The organism is Duncaniella sp. C9 (genome assembly GCF_004803935.1).
Lineage (GTDB): Bacteria > Bacteroidota > Bacteroidia > Bacteroidales > Muribaculaceae > Duncaniella > Duncaniella muris.
The window spans coordinates 2,261,616-2,281,459 of sequence record NZ_CP039547.1; the positions used below are offsets into that span (position 1 = coordinate 2,261,616).

At 41.9% G+C, this 19,844-nt stretch carries 19 protein-coding genes; 3 read left to right on the plus strand and 16 right to left on the minus strand.

Annotation, left to right across the window (positions count from 1 at the left end):
• Positions 1 to 47: 47 nt before the first annotated feature.
• Genes E7745_RS09515 through E7745_RS09525 form a run of 3 tightly spaced genes read left to right on the plus strand, consistent with a single transcriptional unit; the run spans position 48 to position 2,079 of the window.
• Positions 48 to 650, plus strand: coding sequence for a TetR/AcrR family transcriptional regulator (locus tag E7745_RS09515; RefSeq protein ID WP_107033042.1), 603 nt, complete (start codon positions 48 to 50; stop codon positions 648 to 650).
• A complete protein-coding gene (locus tag E7745_RS09520) occupies positions 647 to 1,276 on the plus strand; it encodes a hypothetical protein (protein ID WP_136408723.1) in 630 nt (209 codons plus the stop codon). The genes E7745_RS09515 and E7745_RS09520 overlap by 4 nt, the downstream gene beginning before the upstream one ends.
• A complete protein-coding gene (locus E7745_RS09525; RefSeq protein WP_136408724.1) occupies positions 1,273 to 2,079 on the plus strand; it encodes a 4Fe-4S dicluster domain-containing protein in 807 nt (268 codons plus the stop codon). The genes E7745_RS09520 and E7745_RS09525 overlap by 4 nt, the downstream gene beginning before the upstream one ends.
• A gap of 425 nt (positions 2,080 to 2,504) precedes the next feature.
• Here the strand turns inward: E7745_RS09525 and glmS are convergent, their stop codons facing one another.
• From glmS to E7745_RS09600, 16 genes are all read right to left on the minus strand, one after another.
• Positions 2,505 to 4,349 (minus strand): glutamine--fructose-6-phosphate transaminase (isomerizing), encoded by a 1,845-nt coding sequence (gene glmS / locus E7745_RS09530; protein ID WP_136408725.1) that lies wholly within the window; start codon positions 4,347 to 4,349, stop codon positions 2,505 to 2,507.
• Between the two features lie 276 nt (positions 4,350 to 4,625).
• Complete coding sequence (locus E7745_RS09535; RefSeq protein WP_136408726.1) at positions 4,626 to 5,429, minus strand: glycosyltransferase family 2 protein; 804 nt, start codon at positions 5,427 to 5,429, stop codon at positions 4,626 to 4,628.
• 46 nt (positions 5,430 to 5,475) lie between these two features.
• On the minus strand, positions 5,476 to 6,018 hold the full coding sequence (locus tag E7745_RS09540; protein WP_107033324.1) for a putative colanic acid biosynthesis acetyltransferase: 543 nt from the start codon (positions 6,016 to 6,018) through the stop codon (positions 5,476 to 5,478).
• Complete coding sequence (locus E7745_RS09545) at positions 6,008 to 7,177, minus strand: glycosyltransferase (RefSeq protein ID WP_107033339.1); 1,170 nt, start codon at positions 7,175 to 7,177, stop codon at positions 6,008 to 6,010. Before E7745_RS09545 ends, E7745_RS09540 begins: the two co-directional genes overlap by 11 nt.
• Before the next feature lie 16 nt (positions 7,178 to 7,193).
• Complete coding sequence (locus E7745_RS09550; protein WP_124076148.1) at positions 7,194 to 8,372, minus strand: glycosyltransferase; 1,179 nt, start codon at positions 8,370 to 8,372, stop codon at positions 7,194 to 7,196.
• A 23-nt stretch (positions 8,373 to 8,395) separates the two neighbouring features.
• Positions 8,396 to 9,391: an acyltransferase family protein gene (locus tag E7745_RS15260; RefSeq protein WP_107033325.1), complete on the minus strand. Its 996-nt coding sequence runs from the start codon at positions 9,389 to 9,391 to the stop codon at positions 8,396 to 8,398.
• Positions 9,392 to 9,393: 2 nt separating this feature from the next.
• Positions 9,394 to 10,194, minus strand: coding sequence for an O-antigen ligase (locus E7745_RS14860; protein WP_160631876.1), 801 nt, complete (start codon positions 10,192 to 10,194; stop codon positions 9,394 to 9,396).
• Between the two features lie 461 nt (positions 10,195 to 10,655).
• Positions 10,656 to 11,894 carry a glycosyltransferase family 4 protein gene (locus E7745_RS09565; protein ID WP_124076151.1) on the minus strand — a complete coding sequence of 413 codons (1,239 nt, stop codon included), beginning with the start codon at positions 11,892 to 11,894 and terminating at the stop codon, positions 10,656 to 10,658.
• Between the two features lie 3 nt (positions 11,895 to 11,897).
• Complete coding sequence (locus E7745_RS15265) at positions 11,898 to 12,386, minus strand: acyltransferase family protein (protein ID WP_370291907.1); 489 nt, start codon at positions 12,384 to 12,386, stop codon at positions 11,898 to 11,900.
• Complete coding sequence (locus tag E7745_RS09570; protein ID WP_240740403.1) at positions 12,350 to 12,853, minus strand: acyltransferase family protein; 504 nt, start codon at positions 12,851 to 12,853, stop codon at positions 12,350 to 12,352. The genes E7745_RS15265 and E7745_RS09570 overlap by 37 nt, the downstream gene beginning before the upstream one ends.
• Before the next feature lie 60 nt (positions 12,854 to 12,913).
• Positions 12,914 to 13,660 carry a glycosyltransferase family 25 protein gene (locus E7745_RS09575; protein ID WP_124076155.1) on the minus strand — a complete coding sequence of 249 codons (747 nt, stop codon included), beginning with the start codon at positions 13,658 to 13,660 and terminating at the stop codon, positions 12,914 to 12,916.
• Positions 13,657 to 14,601, minus strand: coding sequence for a glycosyltransferase family 2 protein (locus E7745_RS09580; RefSeq protein ID WP_107033331.1), 945 nt, complete (start codon positions 14,599 to 14,601; stop codon positions 13,657 to 13,659). The genes E7745_RS09575 and E7745_RS09580 overlap by 4 nt, the downstream gene beginning before the upstream one ends.
• Positions 14,592 to 15,467, minus strand: a complete 876-nt coding sequence (locus tag E7745_RS09585) for a beta-1,6-N-acetylglucosaminyltransferase (protein WP_136408728.1) — start codon at positions 15,465 to 15,467, stop codon at positions 14,592 to 14,594. Before E7745_RS09585 ends, E7745_RS09580 begins: the two co-directional genes overlap by 10 nt.
• The gene (locus E7745_RS09590; protein ID WP_136408729.1) at positions 15,467 to 16,450 is read right to left on the minus strand and encodes a glycosyltransferase; all 984 of its coding nucleotides are present in this window, start codon (positions 16,448 to 16,450) and stop codon (positions 15,467 to 15,469) included. Before E7745_RS09590 ends, E7745_RS09585 begins: the two co-directional genes overlap by 1 nt.
• A complete protein-coding gene (locus E7745_RS09595) occupies positions 16,450 to 17,373 on the minus strand; it encodes a hypothetical protein (RefSeq protein WP_136408730.1) in 924 nt (307 codons plus the stop codon). Before E7745_RS09595 ends, E7745_RS09590 begins: the two co-directional genes overlap by 1 nt.
• Before the next feature lie 21 nt (positions 17,374 to 17,394).
• Complete coding sequence (locus E7745_RS09600; protein WP_136408731.1) at positions 17,395 to 19,842, minus strand: oligosaccharide flippase family protein; 2,448 nt, start codon at positions 19,840 to 19,842, stop codon at positions 17,395 to 17,397.
• Positions 19,843 to 19,844: the final 2 nt, after the last annotated feature.

The window sequence follows — 19,844 nt, forward strand, 5'->3', positions numbered from 1 at the left end:
ACCGATTATTTTTATAATTTTGTCACCACTTAGTGACGTTATATAAGATGGAATTGAAAGAAACAGAAAAAAGGCTTCTTGAAGCCGTGAGCCATATCGTAGAGAACGACGGTTTTACCAAAATCGGAGTTAATCGCATAGCTAATCAAGCCGGATGCGATAAGGTTTTGATTTATCGCTATTTCGGCGGATTGGATGGTTTGCTCGTGGAATGGGCAAAGCGTCATGACTATTATTCGTTTGCCTATTCGGAGTTTATTGACACCATTAAACGAGCTAAAGACGGTAACATAAAGCAGATTGTTAAGGATGTGTTTATGTGTCAACTTAACTATCTAAAAGATAATGTACTCATGCAAGAACTTCTGGTATGGGAACTGTCAGGTCATTCCTCTTTCAAGGGAATCATTGAAGAACGGGAACGTATCGGATATAAACTGCAGGAGGAACTGAATAAGTTTTTGGATAGAGACAGTGACAACAATATGTCGATTGCAATAATCATATCCGCAATCAACTACATCGTTCTTTTCACAAGGCAATATCACAAAATCAACGGTATAGATTTCAGTAACCCGGAAGCATGGGAAAGAATGGAAGCTATGATTTCCAAATATGTGGATTTTATCTTTGACAACAATAATCTATGAAACATATTATAACAATAATACTTACATTATTTCTTGCAGCATTTGCTATGGCGCAGGAAAGAAATTATATTTCCATCTGCGGCAAGACCAAAACATCCATCAAATGGACGGAAGAACGCAAGAATGGAAAGATATACCTGTACACGGTTCAAGGTGGTGAGAAGCATGAGTATATCTTAGGAAGCGGTTATAAAACCGAGAGTTGGAAGATAGTAAATACTTCTTCAAACACCAATCTGTCAATCAGTCTGAATAATGGGATATACTCCATATCCGGCAAGTTCAACGGGAAACGGATTTCAAAGACGGTGAAAAGTAAAGGCAAGCCGTGGTATCAGAACATCGCCTATAATGCAGGGCTGACCCTGAAAAACGTAGAATCTGTGGAATATGAGTGTTTCCGCCCCGACAACATGAAACTATATACCATGTCGGCAGCAAAGAAAGGAACTGAGAGATTAGACGGAAAGAATGCCGTAAGAATCGAAGTCAGTCTTACCGGCTTTATGTCTGCTTTCTGGAGCTGTGATTATTACTTTGACACGAGTTCTCTGATGTTTGTGGGGTATAAAGGCGTAAACGGTGGCCCCGGAACACCTGAAACAAAAATATCAGTCGCGAAATGAAGACAATAATATTCTATCGTTCCTCATACAAAGGAAATACGCTGAAGATTGCGGAAAGCATGAAGGATGCCCTATCTGCCGAATTGATATCTATCGACAGCAATCCGTCAATCGACCTGTCGGATTATGACCTTATCGGCTTTGGCTCCGCGATAAACTTTGCCGCTCACGATATACGACTTCAAAGATTTGTTTCACTCCAAAATCTTAAAGGGAAAAATGTGTTCATATTCTCCACACGTTGCCGACCCTTCCTGGGGGCATATCATAAGCCCCTCAAGAAAGTTATCGAGGGAAAAGACGGAATTATAACCGGCGAATTTTCCTGCCGGGGATTTGACCGCACCGGGCCGTGGGTTATTATGGACGGCTACAATAAATCCAGACCGAATGAACGGGATAGGTTCAAGGCAAGACTATTTGCGGAAAAACTTCGATGGAAGTTGCATCCTTTGGCTCTTGCCCATAAAAATCCTGTTGCAGGATATTCAGATGGCATACCGATACGCCGCAAAGGTTCAGATACAGTAGCAGGTGGCAAGGTTGTGTTTCTCAATACCTCGACCTGTATAAACTGCGAGAAATGTATCAAGGTTTGTCCGATGCACATATTCGCACGAAGAGATACGGTTTTACCGACTGACGAGAAAAATTGTATTCAGTGCCGGTTATGCGCTGACAACTGCCCGACATCCTCAATATATATCCGTGAATCTTTTTTGAATGGATTGCGGATAGCTCTCATGGAATCATTCAGTAACAAATTGCAGAATAGTTATAAAGCTGAGGATAATCATCATTAGGTCTTTTAACCTAACACGGATGTCCGCTTTTTACTATCACAGGCTATTACGTCGCTGTAACTTTGCAGCGTACTAATCAAATAATAAAAAGTATTATTGCTGTACGATAAAACTTTTTGAGGCAAAACAAAATTAGGACTGGCACCTATTGCAGGAGTCAGTCCTTTTAGTTTAGTTTGTGTTGGCCAAAACATATTCTAAACTATTGCTGTCCGATAAAACTCAAATAGTGCAATAAAGTATGGCTCGAACACCGTAAAATCAGCGTTCGAGCCATAATTTGTTGAGTTATCTGAGTTTTACTGGGCAGTAATAAAAAAGCCTCGTTTGCGTTGAGTTGGCAAACCGAGGCTTAATAGATTCCTCCGGATGGAACGGAATCAAGTTAGGATGAGTTATGTTTTTGGCTGTATCTGACAGTGGAATTATTCTACGGTCACGGATTTGGCAAGGTTGCGTGGCATGTCGACGTTGCATCCTTTGCGGATGGCAATGTGGTAGGCAAGCAGTTGGAGAGGAATCGAGGATATTATTGGAGATATGCAGTCCGGGACAGATGGTATTTCAAGAATATCATCGGCTATTTGCGAGATTTCACGGTCATTTTCATTAATGACGGCAATAACTTTGCCTCCACGAGCTTTTACCTGTTGGATATTGGATATGATTTTATCATGGAGATCATCTTGAGGAGCGATGACTACTGTGGGCATCATTTCATCGATCAGGGCTATCGGTCCGTGCTTCATTTCTGCAGCCGGATAACCTTCGGCATGTATGTAACTGATTTCTTTGAGTTTCAATGCACCTTCAAGTGCTGTTGGATAATTGTAGCCACGTCCAAGGTAAAGAAAGTTGTGTACGTAAGTGTATATTTTGGACAAGTCTTCAATCTTTTCGTTGAGATTGAGTGTTTTGCCTATCAGTTCTGGCAGGTTGCTGATTGCTGTCGCTATCTGGCTGACTTCAGCATCACTGATTGTTCCTCTGAGATTTCCGACGGCTACGGCGAGCATTGCAAGGACGGTCACTTGGCCTGTGAAGGCTTTGGTCGATGCGACTCCTATTTCCGGGCCAACGTGGATATAGGTACCGGTGTCGGCTTCACGGGAGATTGAGGATCCTATAACATTGCAGATACCATAGACGAAAGCACCACTTTCATGGGCCATCTTGATGGCAGCGAGAGTGTCAGCTGTCTCGCCTGATTGAGAAACAGCGATCACGATATCATTGGGAGTGAGAAGAGATGTGCCGTAACGGAATTCACTGGCATATTCTACTGTAACTGGTATATGGGCCAGTTCCTGGAACATGCGTTTGCCGATTAGATAGGCGTGCCATGATGTCCCGCAGGCAACGATTACGATGCGATTGACGTTGAGAAATTTTTCTTTGAAGTGGTTGACTCCGTTGAGGAATATCTTGGTGCCGTTGTCATAGATGCGGCCTCGTATACAGTCTCGGATTGTAGCCGGCTGTTCCATTATTTCCTTAAGCATGAAATGTGGATAGCCTCCTTTCTCAAGTTGTGCTATGTCGAGATCTATCTGCTGAACAGATGGGCTGACTGCCTCATTATCGAGGTTGAAGACTTCAATGGCAGTTCCACGGCGGATAATTGCAATCTGATCATCGTCAAGATATATGATGCGATTGGTGTATTCTATGATTGGTGACGCATCAGAGGCCATAAAGAATTCATCGTCACCTAAGCCAATTGCAAGCGGAGAGCTTCGACGGGCGCAGATAACAGTGTCGGGATTCCTACGGTCTATAACTGCAATGGCGAATGCACCGATCACTCGCTGGAGAGCCTGGCGGGTAGCTTCATAGAGCGAACAGTTATTTGACGTGTGGATATGTTCGATCAGGCATACAAGGACTTCGGTATCGGTTTCGCTCTGAAATGTGTATCCGTTGTTGATAAGAAATTCTTTGAGGACGGCATAATTCTCAATGGTGCCGTTATGGACCATTGCAATATTGCCGGCGTTACCGACATGAGGATGTGCGTTTGTGTCGTTCGGCTCTCCGTGGGTAGCCCAGCGGGTGTGGGCAATTCCGACCGATCCGCTTATGTTTCTCGATGAACAGACGCTTTCAAGATCGTTGACTTTGCCTTTTGACTTATAGATGTTGAGATTGCTCCTAGAATCGATCAGTGCGACTCCGGCACTATCATAACCTCGGTATTCCAGACGGTGAAGACCGTTAATAAGGATCGGATAGGACTCACGATGGCCGATATATCCTACAATTCCACACATAATATATTGTATTTAGTTACTATTTTGATTTAATTTTTTCCAATGCGACTGTTGTTACAGCCATGAAAGATTATTGAAGATGTCAAGCATCTTTTTGCCTGTCTCCGGTTCGACTGAATTGATGAACATTATTCTGCACAACAATCATTCTTGAGTGCCACTGGGATTTCGGCGGATTCGAAATTACCAAGCTAGGTTATGATGGATGTGACAGAAATGCGGTATAAAAGGAGAGGAACTAAATTCTATTCGCGATTTCAGGCGGTAGAGAGGTCATCACTCTGTCAGGATGCGGTTATTGCGGTTCCGAATATTGTTGACTTTTGAGTTGAGGACTTCGCTTGCCTTGTAGACGTAGCGGGAAGCGTCGAGGAAGAGGTTAGAGTTGACGCCGTTTTTGCGGTAGGCCTTGAGGTGGTCTGAGAGGATGCGCAGGTGGCTTTTGAGACCGGAGGTGGAGGCGCCGCCGGTGCGCATGGCCACGCAGTCAAGCGGGATGTAGCGGGTGGGGATGCGCTGGATGTAGATCAGACGAAGGAGGTGTTCAAAGTCGGCGGCGACGCGGAAGTTGATGTCGAAGCTGCCGTGGCGGTCGTAGACGCTCTTGCGGCAGTAGAAGGTGGGATGGGCGGGCTGGAAGCCGAGTTTCATCATCCAGGGGCGGAAGGTGCGGGAGGAGTAGTAGCGGACACTGCGGCTGAGATCGGAGTCGTCGACGTAGTGGACGTCGGCATAGACGGCATCGATTTCCTGATCGGCGAGTTCGGCGGCAAGGGTGGCCACGATCGAGTCGGCGGTGAAGAAGTCATCGGAGTTGAGGATGCCGATGATGTCGCCGGTGGCCATTGCGATGCCTTTGTTCATGGCGTCGTAGATGCCGCGGTCGGGTTCGCTGACGTAGCGCAGACGGCCTTGGTAGAGAGGCTCAAGCTCACGGACGATGTCCATTGTGTTGTCTGTGGAGGCGCCGTCGACTATGATGTGCTCGATCTGTGTGTAAGTCTGTCGCAACACTGACTCCATTGTGTCGCGCAGTGTCGCACCGCTGTTGTATGTGGCGGTGATGATGGAGATTTTCATTGAGGTTAAATATTGTGTGTGATATGTTATTTAATAACATTGGGAATCATATTCGCTCACCTTTGATTACAGCCGGAATGCCTTGATAAATTTTATTAGGTTCAAGATCTTTTGTGGCTATCGAGCCGACTGATAAAAGTGTATTCTCTCCTACATTTACACCAGGGCATACAGTGGATTTAGCTCCTACCCAAGCTCCGTCCGCGATGTTTATTGGCTTGACTATTAAATCAAATGTTGGTAATTTATAATTATGATTTCCACATAGCAACATCGCACCTTGACTTATACAGCAATTATGACCAATTGTTACTGGTGCTAAATTGTCAATCCATACGTCTTCGCCAATCCATGAGTAATCGCCTATTTCAAGTAGCCAAGGATATTTGATGTTGATGCCTGGTTTAATAACAACGCCTTTCCCAATCTTAGCCCCGAAAAGTCGCAATAGTTTCACCTTGAATCTTGAAAGCGGATTAAGATGGTTTTTTAGAAAGATGACGTTGATAAAATACCAGCTAATACGTTTGATAGAAGAGCCCCCTGGATTATACCAGGAATTATCATATTGGCTGAGATTAGTTTTCATAGATAAAATCAGGTTTGACACCACCCAAAAGAAGCCATTTATACATATTGAGCATCTTTTTAGCTACCTTGTTTGCCTCGAAATTTTCGAGTACCATCTCTCGGCCGCGGCGACCCATTTCGAATAGTTCTTGAGGTGAGGTGGCGCATATTTTGTCTATCACAGAAGCAATAGATTCTGATGAGTTTTCAGTCCACCAGCCACAGTGGTGTTCATTAAGCGATTTCCAAGGAGTGCCTTGGCTTGCCATGACAGGAGTACCAACAAGAAGTGCTTCAGGGACAATCATGCCGAAGTTCTCCATGTCGCTAGGTACAAATAAAGCTGACAATTCTGCAAGTTTATCATACTTAGTTCGGCCAGAGACGAATCCGCAAAACTCCACTTTATTAGTAATTCCAAGGTATTGAGACATATCAACAAGATAGCGTGCATAATTCTTATCTCCTGAACCTAAGATGCTTACTGAGATATTTGCATCAGGACGAAGTGCCACTGCTTTAAGAAGTGCTTCACAATTCTTTCTTGGATGTAATCGTCCCAGGAATCCAAGTTTCCTTGTTTGTGCATTTTGCATTAAAGAGTTATTATTAGCACGATCTTCGAATATTTTAGTGATTTCTGCGTTCACAGGGACAGGATTGCCAATCAATGCAATTGATCCACGATACCCCAACTCTCTCAGATGAATCATTTCTGTCTCACATGTGGCGTGTATACAAGTAGCCCTTAAAATATCATTATTGAACCACAGTTTTAGCAACGGCCATTTCTTCCAATAACTTCGGCGCATGGTTTCTGGGTAAAGCATTCCATGAGGTGTAAGGACGTAAGGTTTGAGTTTAGAACGCGCACATTTGCACGTTTCATGTACAATGTATTGCCACATCCCGTTTGCATGATAAATGTCATATTCTGTGGAATATAGGATTTTTTTGAGATTTGGCGAGTAGTTGAACGGTCCGATTCCGTCATTAGAATAGGTCATAGCCCATTTGGCGTCAGTGCCAAGATTTGTATCATTTTTGTCCCGGAGATCCGGAGAAAGGATTCTAACGGAATCTATTGGATTCTGCATTGCGTTCAGAAGATCATAGGTACATGTCGCTATGCCACCGAACTTGGCACCGAGACCTTCTATTGTATGTAGTATTTTCATATTTGGTTTTATTAATTTAAGCTTTGGAACAGGGGCCATCTTCGTAGGGAGAATCCTTTCCCGATCTTAGATTTTCAATCAGTTGCAACAATCGTGCGGCAACGATACGTGGGCTATATTCCAATCTCATTTTTGAGATTGAGTAGTAAGCCATTTTGCGCCTTTGATCTGGATTCTTGAAAAGCCATTCCACTTTTTGACATAGATCGTCGAGAGCGTTGATGTCGGGATTATCAAATCCTGACGAGGATACAGGGCTACGGAATGAGAATCCTGTCTTCCCTGCATCAATAAGGTATGGGGTACTTCCTATGTCGTCACTTGCCACAAGGACGCAACCTGCTGCCATACTTTCGTTGGCTACAGCTCCCCATCCCTCATTACGATCGGAAGTAAAAATGAAGATGTTATGCTTACGCATATCAGCAATCAGTTCATCGTTGGGTTTGTTGTCGATGAATCGCACTACGTCATCGACTCCGAGTTTTTTTACCAACTTAATGGAACTGTTCTTGAGCTTACCCTCGCCGTACATGTCAAGTATGAAATTTAGACCTTTTTGCTTGAGACGATGCGCCATCAACACAGGAAGTTCGGGATGTTTCCAAGTGAGAAACCTCGCACACCACATAAGCTTTATGGAAGATCCTGATGAAATAGACTCCTGAATAACTTCATCATCAAAGTTATTTACACTGGTAAAATACCCCCACTTATAGCATTTATCCCTGAATGTAAACAGCTTGAACTGATCTTCTGCGGCAAATGCGCTGCAACAAAGTTTATAAAGAGGTTTGTGCTTCCATCCACCAAAATGGTAGGTTAGGAACATATGTAAAATCGTTGGAGAAAATAGGTTTATCCATCCTTTTTTCAGCCATCGTTCGCTCATGTCGAATGATAGTAGTCCTTTTTTCAAACGGGCTTTTTCAAACGGTAGCGCAGGCAGGCCGGAGAAAATGCAGCATTCGGCTGTCATAGCCAGTTTCATCGCCTTACAATAGCTTTCGTCTGATTCCCAAGCACACAATAGATAGGGGCGATTTCTGTAGTTTTTTGTACCCCCCTTTTTGTTGCTGTCATTGGGTTTGACAAGTTCAACAAAGCAATAACTATGGTTGGTCAACTCCCACAGTTCATCAGCAACACAGGCCTGATGGTTGTTGAGTATTATTGAATAAATTACAAGTTTCATTATCATCCTTGTGAAGATTGTCGTTATTTTGCGAGGTGATTAATACTTAAATCCTTGATATTAATTCGATATTTACCTGAGAATATCGGGAAATATCGATTAATCAAAATTACTGGGATTGAAATCAATAGACTTGTATATAACATAATAACCACGAATTCCACAAATTGAGGCAAATCGATATTGAGATGATTTATGAAGGACCATATGTTGCGTATCGTTACCGATTGCAGATAATAATATAAGAGAGAGTTAGAACCGATGAAGAGGATTAATTTGTTATATCGCCTAAATTTTGAACATAACCATATAAATGCAGGCACACCCAAAAAGGATTCTATTATGAAAAATGGATAATTTGTAAACGACTCATTGAAATTGCCAGAGTTTAGATTCCAATGAATGTCTGCAGACACAAAACAGATGTATATCATCATCAGTGATAGTCCAACTTTGTTGCGTAAAAAATGTGAGGTAATATTATAATCGCGACAAATCATTCCGATCGTAAAGTATACTCCAGCAAACATCGCATTTTTTAAATTCCAGATATAATGGTCTAAATCAGGTAAAACAAAATATATGAACATGAATAAAAATGGACATGCAAAATTTATGACTCTACCATACCTTTTGGATGCCCATAAAATGCATAAACCCAATAGTTCTATGATGACAAGAGCGGATATAAACCATGATTTAATACCGAGTAAAGATATCTTGATGTCTGTAGCAAATCCTTCATATTCTCCAATAAAAAAATTAAAAATAGATGTTAGGCAACAATATATGCAATAAGGTATGATTAAAGATGTAAATATATTCAATGCCTTTTGCGAAATGTGATGGTATTTATTCGGTGTGTTGAATAAGAAACCGCTTATAAAGAAAAAAACAGTTAAAAAAACTGGTAAATAAGCCTTTGTTAACCATATTTCGGCAATTCCAGTATGATGTGCTATTACACATAATAAGGAAATCCCTCTGGCGTTATCAATCCATAAAATTCTATTTTTCATACTTAATAATTATCATTGGGGGCATTTGTGAGATTTTCAATTGGTAGATATTTTTGATCTCTACAAACTCCTATGGTTATCCAAAATAAAAAGGAAAGAAAACTTCCTCCAAAAAAGATATAACCTTCGGTGAACATATTTACAGTTAGTAGCGTTATAACACCAAATAAAAACGGGTTACGCGAATTTTTTGCTACAGCGAGGAGTGCTTCCACATAGATACTACCAATAAAAATAAGACCGATTATTCCAGTCATAGACAAAACGCTTAACCAAGAGGAGCCTGGTTCAACTGATTGTCCTCCTGCTCCGATAGAGTTATCTTTGTTTGTTGGATCGACAGACACAAAGCCATAACCACAAATAGGATTGCTTTTAAATTCTTCGAATCGTTGATCCCATTTATCTTCCCTTGATGCGAACGTGCTTCCAGCAACCACATTCCCATTCTGTTTTTCAATTAGTCCCTTCATGGCGCCTTGCCAAAGAGGTATACTGCATGCCAATAAAATGAAAATGGCCACGAAATACTTGAAAAATGTTCCTAAATTAGCAGTCTTAAAATGGAGATATACAAATCCGGCCGCGATTGTGGATAGAAAAGCAGAACGAGAAGATGCAAATAAAACGCTTGCCAAACAGAGTATTGAGCAAGCAAACAAAAAAACACTTTTATTTTCTAAGGCTTTATTGACAATATATAATGAGCCGACCCCTGCAGTTGGTCCCAACAACATAGAATGGGAAGCTAATCCTCCGAATATTCCAGCTCTTGATAAATCTGTAATACCGTTTACCTGCATATAGTTTATGCCCAGAAAACGTGCAAAAAAGGACCCGACTCCGATAATAGCGCAGGAAAAGCAGATAATTTCAAAAATTCTACCTCTTTCGGATCTTAATATTTCACTTTGGCACATTCCGCTGCACGTGATAATAATTATGGCAAATAAAAGGTATCTTTGCCAAGGGCTGAACATTACATTAGGAGATGTTATCAATATTTGCAATGGAATGTACGATAACAGTCCTAAATAGATTGATTCATAATTTTTTGTATGCAAAAGACAATGGATGGCATATATTATGATTATGCCGTAAATAATAGTACTTGAAATGGGTGGCAAAAAACCAACTATTTTAGTAAGTTCGGCGCAAATAAACAATAAGACTATTTTATTGATGCCTTTTAGGTACTCATATATGGGAACAGCCCAGTTCGTTATTGGAAATATCATGAATATAAATCAGATAATAAAGTTCATCATATCCGACTTTCTAAATTTAAATTTTTTAGATAGTTCAAATACTGAGTTATCAGTTTATCAATGTCGTATGTGTATTTTAATGGTTGAGTGATCGGTTCTTTTATTTGCCGGCTAATCAACGTCGCCAAGGTTTTGTAATCATGTGGCTTAATCAGCCATTTGCCGCGATCGGCTTCGGGAACATATTCTGAGTAACCCTGATTGATGCATCCGATAAAGGGAACTCCGCATGCGGCGGCTTCGGTATATACACAGCCGAAACCCTCAAAATAGCTCGGAAGAACGAACAGATCCAAAGTATTGAAATATTCGGGTAACGACTCATGTGGCATTTCGCAGACAAATTCGAAATATCGGTTGAGCTGATGTTTGGAAATGTATTCGCTACAGGAGACAAGTGTAGGCCCACTACCTACAAAAGACACCAGAAGAGGTATATCGGATTGGTGTTTCACCACTTGTTCAACGGCCTTTATTAAAGTGATGTGGTCTTTAAGATCATTGAAATTGGCAATACATCCGATTTTGAAAACTGAATGATCGGTCTGTGTGGGGAGTTTGCGAAAGACCGTGGTGTCTACTCCGTTGTAAAGCACATAGGTATTGATATTTCGCGGTACCATCAGATGTTTTGCCGAGTGGAGGGCGGTCAGATACGGAGCATAACATTCATCTGGGTGGGGAGTGGGAAAATTCAGAAGATTATATCGTGTGTGCTCACTGATACATAGGTGCAGATCTATGTTTTTGAACTGACTGGTAAACTTTTTAACGCGATAGGTCACGTTGGGACGCCATGTCGCAAATTTGCCGCAACGAATCTGAAAAGGGTCGAGGTCATGATATTGCAACACTGTTTTGACATGTGGATTAAGATGCTTTATCGCGGTTGCAAAACAAGCGAAGCCGGCAGTGTGACAGTGGCATACCGCAATATCATCGGGATCGATATGGATGGCTTTGAGCCGACGTATCAGGCTCTGTCCATTCAGACCGCCTGACATGCCGTTGAAAAAATAACTTGGCATCTGTAAGCATGGGATGCGGTGGACTGTTAAACCGTCAATTTTGAATGAAGATGGCTTTTCAAAAAAGCCACAAGGCACAAACACCAGTACTCGATAATCCGATTGACGCTCAATGGCTTTGACTTGATCGAATACATATGCTCCTCTCCAGTTCCCCGGAGTGGGGAAAAAGGGAGTGACGCAGATATAATAACGCTTATTTGACATCAGCTATTTATCAATTTTTTTGCCGAAGAAGATGAAGTAGAGCCACTTATTCATCTCCATCAGTTTGTATACAAATATGCTTGCGGCGACTATGGGCACAGCTATAATCATCGCAAATGTCAGTTGCCATATGAACGGATTTCCACAGTCGAGAAAGTTGCCGATCACTCCTGATATATCAGGGATAAAGAAATAGTGAATAACATATATGCCCAAACTACATTTGCCTATGTAAATCAGTAGTTTGCCGACAGCGCCTTCTGCAGGTATGTAGTTTTTTACAAACGACTGAACGACAATGATGCCTCCCAAAGTTCCCAGAAATATCAGGGCTATGTTATGGAATTCAAAAAAATACCAGTTAAGGATGTAGGCGAAAAAAGCGAAAGCTCCTATGAGTTTATTGTCAAAAAGCAGATCGTTGAAGCGTACGTATTTTTTGCAAAGATAGCCTATTAGAAAATAACGGTAATAGTTGACAAAACCGGCGATAACAGCTTGACTGTCAGCCCCCCTATTTTCGCGGCTCCTGTTTTAGCCGCTATCAGGAAAAAGTAGGGCAATATCCAGAGAGTAACGTATGCGAAGTTGCTGCGGACTCGTTTTATCAAGTATTCATAAACAAGAAAGAACGTCGAGATGATAAACAGGTCGTATAAGAACCAGTAGCGCTGTCCTCCGCAGTAGATTATTGACAGATTCCAGTCAGTGCCCTTTGAGAATATCTCGTAAAGACAAAGAAATATGAGGTAGGGAAAGAGCAGAACAATACCGCGCTGCAGAATACGTTTCCCAAGTTCGTGCAAAGTATAAAAATTCTTATATGCCAAGTAACCTGAGATATAGAAGAACAGTGGCATATTGAAATATATAAACTTTGATGGTTCTGAGGGGTTAATGTCAAATGAAAAAAGCATTACATGTCCCATTACAACAAGTATTATAGCAATGCCTTTCATCACATCAAAATGATAAAGGTATTGTCGGCCACGCATAGATAATATGTGAGATTATAATTCCTACCACATACGGGCAGAATGACGATATCCTCTCAAATAGAGTATAGAAGAATACAATTTTGCTTTTTGTCGACCACAAAAATGCCTTATCTTGAGAATAATAGGCTCGTCGTTATTTTTTTGAGAAAGACCAATTTCTCCAAGACCTTCAGGATAACTGATCATGTGTGGAACCACTCCAAATAAGTGGAGTCCAAAAGATATGAATATTTCCCAGGCATCGGCGGTGTATTGAACCGGATAAATGTGTTTGATCAGTAGCCTGGCAGCAGCTTTGTTTATCATATAGCCAGAGGTCATATAGCCATCATATACTGGAAAGATTCTATGCTTGTTGTCAATCTTTGATATAGGAGTAGTGGTGTACCAGAAATCTGGGGTTAGCAGAACTGCCACTGGGCGGTCTGTTTCGAGCAAGGTCTTGATTTCGTCTAAATGCAAGTCTGACTGCAGGCGTGCGTCATCTTCGAGAATCAAGGCATGGCTAATGTCGTTGGCTACCATGTCACGATAGATGCTTATATGGCTAAGCGAACAGCCGGCTGCCGGTAGTGTGGCACTTTTTCCGTAGCGCTCTTTGAACGCCGGCAGTATCATCTCGGACTGCTGTTCGGGTGTGAGTTTGCGACCTTCTACGGCTATCCAAAACTGCCAGTCCAATTCTGGGTGAGAGGCCAGTTGGGCTTCCATTGCCGTCTTCTTGCCAACATCTTTTACCATGTTGACCACATATGTCTTTTCTCTCATTTGCTTCGTATGTTGTAGATTATTCGATAGATTGTATAATAGAACTTTACGTTTATTCTTGCAATTCCAAGGGAACCGTTGCCGATATTGTTGAATCCAAGTTGCCTTAATTCTTTAAGGTAGTGTCTAAACGAGATCGTGAGTTCATTGACAGTTGTTACTTTTGCTTTTAAAGCGGATTGTAGCAGGGCTTTGAGGCGTTCGGACAAACGTTGCTCAAGCCACAAATTGTCTCTGACTATCGCAGGAGTGAGAGTTCTAACCATAATGTCAAGCAAGTGTTTGGCTCCGGCATAGTTGGCTGCTGCAGACGAAGCGCTGCGGCTTGCTGATCCCTCACGCTCACGGATATGATAGAAACCGAATGGGGTCGTTGCAAGTTTGCGGGAATGAATCAGGTAATTGTATTGAAATTCAAGATCCTCACCCATGCGGATACCTACTGGAAACTGAATGTCATTTCGAGCAATAATCTCACGGCTGAAGATCATCAACGGGTTGCAGAAACATGTGCACCGATACAGAAAATCATTGCGGTCATTGATTATCTTATATTCTGATGCTGTATCTGCGGCAAAAGATTCGTCGCCGAAGAATAAGGTGTCGCATCCTGACTGCCGGAGGATTTCGGAAATATAGCAAAGCGAGCCTGGAAGGATGTAATCGTCGGCATCAACGAACCAGATATATTGACCCGTAGCCATATCCAAGGCATTGTTACGAGCTACCGACACGCCCTGATTGGGTTGATGTCTGAGCTTGAACAGTCCGGGGTAAGCCGCGGCATATTCATCGCATATGGCACTACTTCCGTCTGTGCTTCCGTCATCGACGACACACACCTCATAGTCCTTAAATTCTTGCCTGATAACGGACTCCAAACATTCGCGCACATATGGCGCCACATTATAAACCGGAATGACAAAGCTGATTAATGGCATTGTCTGAGATATTTTGTCAGTTTGTTTATTAATTCAAGGGTTTGCTGCATTGCAAATTTTCGGGCAAACATTGCATCCGAATTTATTAGTTCGTCAAAATCGCCGTCTTGCCAAGTATATGGCGCGCCACGTTCCCAGTCTATTTTCCTAAGATTTCCTCGTGACGAGATGTTGTTGGCGAAAGGCGAGATCAAAGTGAAAGTCTGCACCATCATTTCATCAGGACACCAGACATGCTTGAACGTTTTCAGGATATCTTTTCTGTTATTTACAAGCCAATGTGCCAGCCCTTTCGTGATGCTGAACCACTGGGGGCCTTTGTGTAGCTCAATATCATAGTGTGATCTAAGTCTAAGTCCTTTGACTATCATTCGGGAAATATGGAACATGATGCGACCTACTGTCTTCGAATATAATCCGTCAAGTCGCAGATGTCGCCCCCAATAATAGGGGTATTCAGTTTTCTCTTTCAGATCGCGGAGATTGAAGTCTGAGTTGTCGAACTGTATGAACTCGTTGCCCATATGCTTGTCGCAAAAGTCATGAATTTCATCTTGGGTTTTGAGAGGCATGTCGACACCCGATATAAGATGAATGTAGCTGTATTCCATTCCAGAAGTAAGAACCGATTCAAGCAGATTGAGCTCGCATACGATTTGCGAATAATGTCCCCAATATACTTTTACCCTTTTACTGATAAACTCTATCTTACTTAGATATTTGCGGCAGGGGGGGGTAAATGCTTGAATATCAACCTTTTGATCGACGTGGATGTAGATATCATTGCGCTCATCATCCAGTAAATCAATGAGATGCCACAGTTGTTGAGGATTAGAGTGCGCTATGATGCAATAAGCGTGTCTCATTATTTTCTCGATAAAATTTTGGCAATATTATATCTGAGTTGGCAGAACAATCTGATGGCGCGATAGGAGAGATTTTTCTGGAGGTATGACGAAAAACAGGTTGCTCCAACAATGTCATTCATAAATTCAACTTGCTCTTTACAAATAAAATAAGTCGGAGCATAAAAAGATGATTTGCAGTTCGCAATCAACTCTTTTGTTTCAGGTGATATTTCTCCTGTCCGTTTAATCTCCTCATATAGCTCATGTCCTAAGAAAGGAGACAGTTGCTCTTTGCCCTGCCATACGTTGTTGAAAAAATGTATAATTTTGGCTTTGTGAAGATATCGTACACTGGTTAGAATTTGGCAGTTATATGTTCCGTCAAGCTCGCCGATTATGTGACCGCACTTTCTGTTGGCTATCATCAGTGCGGGCTGGTCAAAACATTTTCCTGCTTCAAAGGCAGCTATTTTCCAATAGTGATTCCACTGGTCAAACAAACTCCTGACTGCAGGAGTATCCTTGAACCATATCACTCCAGAATTGAAATAAATATTTTCATCCGATATATTCTCATTGAATATTGACTGTACATTCTGTCTGATTTTGTCCCCATCTAACTGTTGGTCCAAAGTTGCATGATAGTCTAGCACACATGCCATGTCAGCGTTGGTATTTTCAACATCTCTGAGATTGTCTGTGATGACGGTATCTGTGTCGATAAAAAGCAGGTTGCCTGAGAGGTAGTTACGGAAAGTGGTTTTTATATACCGTGACCGTTCTTTGGAATTGTATTCTTCAGGTACTTCCACAATTTTTATTTCATTTGCCAGTTCCCGAACTTTTGAACGTTTGCCGTGTAGTGTCCGCTCCGTTTTTTCATCGACCAAGACTACCACATTCAGCTCTGGATTGTGCATTCTCAGCGAGTAAAGCGAGACCAACAACTGTTCATAAAATAAGTCGTCACCGTTGCTTATCAGTATATATACCGCTGTCATTATTTAAGATCTGATTTGAGAATATCGTATATGCCGTAGGCCTGAAATACAGCTTTAATCTGCTCATCGTTCTTGCTCTGGGCTACATTGGTGGAATTAAGCGATACTGCCTGTACGCTATCGTTCTGGATGTAGTCTTCGCCCGAACTGTTTCTGGTAAAACATTTCTTTACCCTATATCCGTTCAGCAACGCCATTGCGTAGAACCATACATCATCAGCCATTGGGGAGAGCCGTGTGAATGCTTCTGAGTCAGTCACGTCCGGACTAAGGCTGTGAGGCGGATAAAGGATTCCACCTGCTCCGGTGGCAAAGTTATATTTAGTAGCTTCTTCGGAACCCGCGCCCCAGTCCCAGTCGTTGTAGTGTACCGGATAGCCGTTGTTGTCAACTTTGATGTGGTGCACTCTGCAGGCATGAATGCAACAGGGGTCTTCATTATAGGCCTTGATGAGATTTTCCAGCAAGTCGAAGTTATAGATAATATCATCGTCAATGGTGACGCAGACGGCATCTGGATATTTTACAAGTGTCGGGACCAGTTTTTTGTAAGAACGTATGTCAGTGGTATATTCAATTTCAAGGCCACGAGCCATTTGTTTTTGCAATGTCACTGGGAGAACTTTGCCCCGCATATCCTCGGCAATCCAAAGAATTATGCGGTTGGGGCATAAGCTTCCCTGCATAATTGATTCAATCGTAAGGTAGACATCATATAAGCGGCGACCGAAAGTTGTGAGTGTCACGATTACTTCATGCTCACACAGCCTTTGATCACTTATTCCTGATTCGGTTGAGTGAAGGGTAAAATATCTGAGCATTTCGGACTTTTGCTCGAAGAACTGTGCCTTGTTGGCTGTGTCGGCACCGAGTTTAGCTCCGCCTATGATATATTTTATGTACAAATTGCGTAAACTTTTCATATTGTATTGTAATTTGTCGTTTTAGTTTACATGTTTGTGCCGAAACTTGTTCCATAGTGCGCGTGTCATCTCCCTGAGGTTAATATCTCCGATGAGATTATAGAAAGTCAAGCCCAAGATCAGACCTAAAAAACCTTTTAAGCATAAATTAAGGAAGACCGGAATCTTTACATCAATGTAACCGTAACCGATATATGCCGCAATAAGAAGTGCGGCGCAAACCAAAGGATGTATGAAGTGGCGGAACACACAAACGGGAGACATTTTAATTATGCGTCCATATAGTTGAGTGTAAGAATTCAGTACATTTATAATACTTGTAATGGTCCAGCCCCATGCAATCATCTCGATAGTTCTGTCTATAATTGAGGCTATCACAAATCCAGAGATGGTTATGCAAGTGTTGATGACACCTGTATAGAAGAGCCTTTTCGAGGCGTTGCATGCTAGAAATACCGGTCCTGTCGGATTGTTAATGAGTATAAAAGGAACAGATATTGCAAGGATTTTGAATGCTGGGATAGCGGGGGTCCACTGGATACCGAACATAACGGTGATGATTTCCGGGGCGCAGAAGAACAAAATTACGCTTAGAGGAAATCCTACCAAACTGATCATCGATATTATGCTGGCGAACTTGACTCCGATTTCTTTGGGATTATCCTGCAAGTTTGACAATACAGGCTGCAATACAGGATAGATTACAGCGGTAATGTTTTGGAGCGGCAACTGCATGAGACGATACGACTTCTCATAATAGCCAAGTGCGTTTTCGGAAATATATCTACCGATGATGATTTTGTCAATGTTTCTTGAGAAATAGTTAAAGAGTTCAAATAGGAAGAGATAGGATGAAAAAGAGAATATTTTCTTGATTGGAGTCAAAGAGAAATGCAATCTGAATTTTACAGGGTAGAAGTGGCTGTTATAAAGGAAGGTGCATATGGATGCGAATATAGGCGGCACTATCAGGGCATAGACACCGGCGCCATAGAAGGCGGCTGCGATGCCAAGCAAACCGAAAAAAATCTGGAAAGCAAGGCTGCGGGTTGCCATTTCCTTGAACCTTAAATGTTTGGACATCAGCGCTGCCGGTACCATGTTGATTGCACTCAAGACTACACCTATGGCAAGTATCTGCAACACCGGGACTATTATCGGGTTCTTGTAATACTCGGCTACCAGCCAAGAACTTCCGAAACAGATACAGCCACAAACCAAACCGACGATTACTGTAAACGTGAAAATGTGATTGATGTCCTCATTGCTCAGATCTTTTTTCTGTATCACGGCAGGGCCTATGCCGATGCTCGTAAATATAGAGAGAAAATTGATGATTACCGAAGCTGTAGCTACGACGCCGTAGTCATAGGGAGTCAGCAGTCGGGCGAGCACCATTGATATGCCGATAGCTATAATTTGTCCCGAATACTTGTCGAGAGCTGTCCAAAGAAGGCCATGTTTGAGGTTTTGTCTGAATTCGCTCATAAAGATTTTTCTATCTGCCCCCATGATCAGTTTCCATGTTTTTGGTTTTTTTTTCAGAAATATCTGGAGGATTATAATCGCAATTATTGTTAATGCTACCGCAAGTACAAAAGCCGCAAACTCGGAGCTTACACCGAAAATTGATGGGATTTTGCTTGTGATGCGCATAATATTGCCATGAAGACAATAAATTAACATTGTGTAAGGACCAAGAGCGAGTGCCACAGTAGAAGGTATTATATGAATATTCATTATCAGGAATATTACAGTAGGCGCTGTGAGAACTCGTATCATATAATCATCACAAATGCCTGAATACCAAGCGACTGTTGCCCCCCCTAATATAATTATCAACGTGCTGATATATAATTTTTTGTATCGTGTGTAATAAACAGTTAGCTGTTCGTGCCAGATTGCTATATAGGCACCTGTGAATATATTTACCATCCAGTAGATAAAACTTGAATAGGGAGCATATTGACATAGCAGATATATCGGCACTACAAGAAGAATTGACCATTTGGTAGCCCTTATGATATAGCCGATTGATGGAGCAATGAGCGCAAATTCAAACAGAGCTCGCAGATACCATAAGGCGCCGTTCCATTTGCTATGATATAGTGCTTGTAGACAGTTGCCCGCATTTACTCCGTCCAATGGATGATAATCGACAGGATGGATTTGAAGCAAAGCCAGGCTGAACAGAAGTCCGAATATATTGAATACTATGAATGGGACTAAGATGGTGCGGGTGCGGGTGAACAGTTTTGACTTATAGCTCATCCAGGGAGAGGAGAAATCGAAACTTGCGAAATAGAGAAACGCAGAGATTGTCCAAAAACATGGCACAGCAATGATTGCTATTTGTTGCACCCATTGTGGAAGGTTAAAAATCGGCGCTATATGAAGCCATACAATCAAGATTGTCATGACCACATTCACTTCGGTGAGCTTTATAGAGAGGCTTTTATCTATTTTCATTA

What these genes read in the sequence shown, in the direction of transcription:
- E7745_RS09535 (WP_136408726.1), bottom strand. Translation starts at nt 5,429, where the DNA reads ATGAAAATCTCCATCATCACCGCCACATACAACAGCGGTGCGACACTG.
- E7745_RS09565 (WP_124076151.1), bottom strand. Translation starts at nt 11,894, where the DNA reads ATGTCAAATAAGCGTTATTATATCTGCGTCACTCCCTTTTTCCCCACT.
- E7745_RS09590 (WP_136408729.1), bottom strand. Translation starts at nt 16,450, where the DNA reads ATGACAGCGGTATATATACTGATAAGCAACGGTGACGACTTATTTTAT.
- glmS (WP_136408725.1), bottom strand. Translation starts at nt 4,349, where the DNA reads ATGTGTGGAATTGTAGGATATATCGGCCATCGTGAGTCCTATCCGATC.
- E7745_RS09545 (WP_107033339.1), bottom strand. Translation starts at nt 7,177, where the DNA reads ATGAAAATACTACATACAATAGAAGGTCTCGGTGCCAAGTTCGGTGGC.
- E7745_RS09520 (WP_136408723.1), top strand. Translation starts at nt 647, where the DNA reads ATGAAACATATTATAACAATAATACTTACATTATTTCTTGCAGCATTT.
- E7745_RS09540 (WP_107033324.1), bottom strand. Translation starts at nt 6,018, where the DNA reads ATGAAAACTAATCTCAGCCAATATGATAATTCCTGGTATAATCCAGGG.
- E7745_RS09550 (WP_124076148.1), bottom strand. Translation starts at nt 8,372, where the DNA reads ATGAAACTTGTAATTTATTCAATAATACTCAACAACCATCAGGCCTGT.
- E7745_RS09595 (WP_136408730.1), bottom strand. Translation starts at nt 17,373, where the DNA reads ATGAAAAGTTTACGCAATTTGTACATAAAATATATCATAGGCGGAGCT.
- E7745_RS09580 (WP_107033331.1), bottom strand. Translation starts at nt 14,601, where the DNA reads ATGCCATTAATCAGCTTTGTCATTCCGGTTTATAATGTGGCGCCATAT.
- E7745_RS14860 (WP_160631876.1), bottom strand. Translation starts at nt 10,194, where the DNA reads ATGCAGGTAAACGGTATTACAGATTTATCAAGAGCTGGAATATTCGGA.
- E7745_RS15260 (WP_107033325.1), bottom strand. Translation starts at nt 9,391, where the DNA reads ATGAAAAATAGAATTTTATGGATTGATAACGCCAGAGGGATTTCCTTA.
- E7745_RS09600 (WP_136408731.1), bottom strand. Translation starts at nt 19,842, where the DNA reads ATGAAAATAGATAAAAGCCTCTCTATAAAGCTCACCGAAGTGAATGTG.
- E7745_RS09575 (WP_124076155.1), bottom strand. Translation starts at nt 13,660, where the DNA reads ATGAGAGAAAAGACATATGTGGTCAACATGGTAAAAGATGTTGGCAAG.
- E7745_RS09570 (WP_240740403.1), bottom strand. Translation starts at nt 12,853, where the DNA reads ATGAAAGGCATTGCTATAATACTTGTTGTAATGGGACATGTAATGCTT.
- E7745_RS09515 (WP_107033042.1), top strand. Translation starts at nt 48, where the DNA reads ATGGAATTGAAAGAAACAGAAAAAAGGCTTCTTGAAGCCGTGAGCCAT.
- E7745_RS09525 (WP_136408724.1), top strand. Translation starts at nt 1,273, where the DNA reads ATGAAGACAATAATATTCTATCGTTCCTCATACAAAGGAAATACGCTG.
- E7745_RS09585 (WP_136408728.1), bottom strand. Translation starts at nt 15,467, where the DNA reads ATGAGACACGCTTATTGCATCATAGCGCACTCTAATCCTCAACAACTG.